Raw genomic sequence first — 2253 nt, 5'->3', positions numbered from 1 at the left:
GCTGTCGCTGGGCATCGAGACCAAGGGCGGCATCTTCACCAAGCTCATCGAGCGCAACACCACGATCCCGACCAAGCGGTCGGAGATCTTCACCACCGCGGACGACAACCAGCCCTCGGTGCAGATCCAGGTGTTCCAGGGTGAGCGCGAGATCGCCGCGTACAACAAGAAGCTCGGCATGTTCGAGCTGTCCGGCATCGCCCCCGCGCCCCGCGGTGTGCCGCAGGTCGAGGTGGCGTTCGACATCGACGCCAACGGCATCGTGAACGTGTCCGCCAAGGACCTGGGCACGGGCAAGCAGCAGTCGGTGACCATCTCCGGTGGTTCGGCGCTGGCCAAGGACGACATCGACAAGATGGTCCGGGACGCCGAGCAGTTCGCCGAGGACGACCGGAAGCGCCGCGAGGAGGCCGAAGTCCGCAACCGGGCCGACACCCTCGTGTACACGACCGAGAAGTTCCTGGCCGAGAACGCCGAGAAGGTTCCGGACGATGTGAAGTCCGAGGTGGAGTCGGCCATCGGCGACCTGAAGAAGGCGCTCGAGGGCAGCGACACCGAGACCATCCGTGAGGCCAGCGAGAAGGCGGCTCAGGTCAGCCAGAAGATGGGCAGCGCGATCTACGCCCAGGCGCAGGCCGAGCAGCAGGCCAGTGGAGCTGAGGGCGCAGCGGCCGGCGACGGCGCGGCGCAGGACAGCGACAACGACGTGGTGGACGCGGAGATCGTCGACGAGGGTCCCGAGGACACCCGCGAAGGCGGCGCTGCTTGATGAACCCACCTGAGGAACAGGGCAACGGGCCGGTGGTCCACGATCACCGGCGTATCGACCCCGTGACCGGTCAGGTGAGGGAGCCGGACAGGCACCGGGGCAGGCACGCGGCCTCCAAGCCGGGCGGTTTCGCCCCGGCGGACGCCGCGGGCCCCCAGGGCGAAAGCCCCCAGGGTGACCAGCAGCACGGGCAGGGGGCGGAGCCGGAAGGCTCCGCGCCCGGCCCGGGCCCGGCGGCCGCCAGCTCCGGGAGCGGAATCGGCCAGGCCGCCGAGGCGGACCTGCCCCTTGCGTCCGGCGAGACGGGTGAAGGCAAAGAGATGGAAATGATGAAGGAGCAGCTCGTCGAGCGCACGGCCGACCTGCAGCGGCTCCAGGCGGAGTACGCGAACTACCGCAAGCGGGTGGACCGTGACCGTACGGCCATGCGCGAGCTGGCCTTGGCCAACGTGCTGACCGAGATGCTGCCGGCGCTGGACGCCATCGGCCAGGCTCGCCAGCACGACGAGCTGTCCGGCGGCTTCAAGTCGGTCGCCGAGACCATCGAGTCGGCCGTGTCCAAGCTCGGCCTGGTGACCTACGGGGAGACGGGCGAACCGTTCGACCCGAAGGTGCACGAGGCGGTAGCCACCTCCTATTCGCCCGACGTCACCGACGTCACGTTGACGGAGATTTTCCAGCCGGGCTACAAGGTCGGCGACCGGATCCTGCGTCCGGCCCGGGTTGTGGTGGCGGAGCCCGCCACCGGCCCGGACGGATCCGCTGAGCCGGGCGCGCAAGCGCAGCAGGACCAGGACAACCAGTGAAAATGAGCGGTGAGGGGAGCGTTGAGCACACCAGATGAGTACGAAGGATTATCTGGAGAAGGACTATTACAAGGTCCTGGGCGTCCCTAAGACCGCGAAGGCTGACGAGATCAAGTCGTCGTACCGCAAGCTCGCCCGCAAGTACCACCCGGACGCCAACAAGGGTGACCGTGACGCCGAGGAACGCTTCAAGGAGATTTCCGAGGCCTACAACACCCTGTCCGATGAGAAGCGGCGCAAGGAGTATGACGACGCCCGCTCGATGTTCGGCGGTGGGTTCCGGGCCCCCGGCCGTCCCGGTCAGCCGGGCCAGCCGGGCGGCGGTTTCGGATTCGACCTCGGTGACCTGTTCGGTGGCAGCGGGGCTGGCGGGACCGGCGGGAACGCCGGCAGCGGCGGCCTCGGCGACATCCTGGGCGGGATGTTCGGTGGCGGCGGCCGGGCTGGAACTCAGCAGACCCGGCCGCGCCGCGGCGCCGACGTGGAGACCGAGGCCACCCTGTCGTTCGGCGACGCGGTCGACGGCACCACGGTCCCGCTCAAGCTGACCGGCGACGGGCCCTGCCCGGTCTGCCGGGGCACCGGGGCCAAGGCCGGCACCGTGCCCAAGGTCTGCCCGACCTGCGAAGGCACCGGGCAGTCCAGCCGGAACCTGGGCAACTTCGCCTTCTCCGAGCC

3 protein-coding genes are annotated in these 2253 nt (G+C 69.2%); all 3 read left to right on the top strand.

All coding sequences use genetic code 11. The annotated features are described in order from the left end of the window. Window positions 1–769, top strand: a 769-nt coding sequence (locus VGF64_13720; protein HEY1635815.1) for an Hsp70 family protein, incomplete at its 5' end; no start/stop codon positions are given. Beyond that, window positions 769–1575, top strand: a complete 807-nt coding sequence (grpE, locus tag VGF64_13715; protein ID HEY1635814.1) for a nucleotide exchange factor GrpE — start codon at window positions 769–771, stop codon at window positions 1573–1575. The genes VGF64_13720 and grpE, both read left to right, overlap by 1 nt. 34 nt (window positions 1576–1609) lie before the next feature. Further along, the coding region (locus VGF64_13710; protein HEY1635813.1) for a DnaJ domain-containing protein at window positions 1610–2253 on the top strand (644 nt) is incomplete at its 3' end.

This window comes from Acidimicrobiales bacterium, assembly GCA_036491125.1.
Taxonomy (GTDB): domain Bacteria; phylum Actinomycetota; class Acidimicrobiia; order Acidimicrobiales; family AC-9; genus AC-9.
This window is presented reverse-complemented; position numbering and strand designations above follow the sequence as displayed.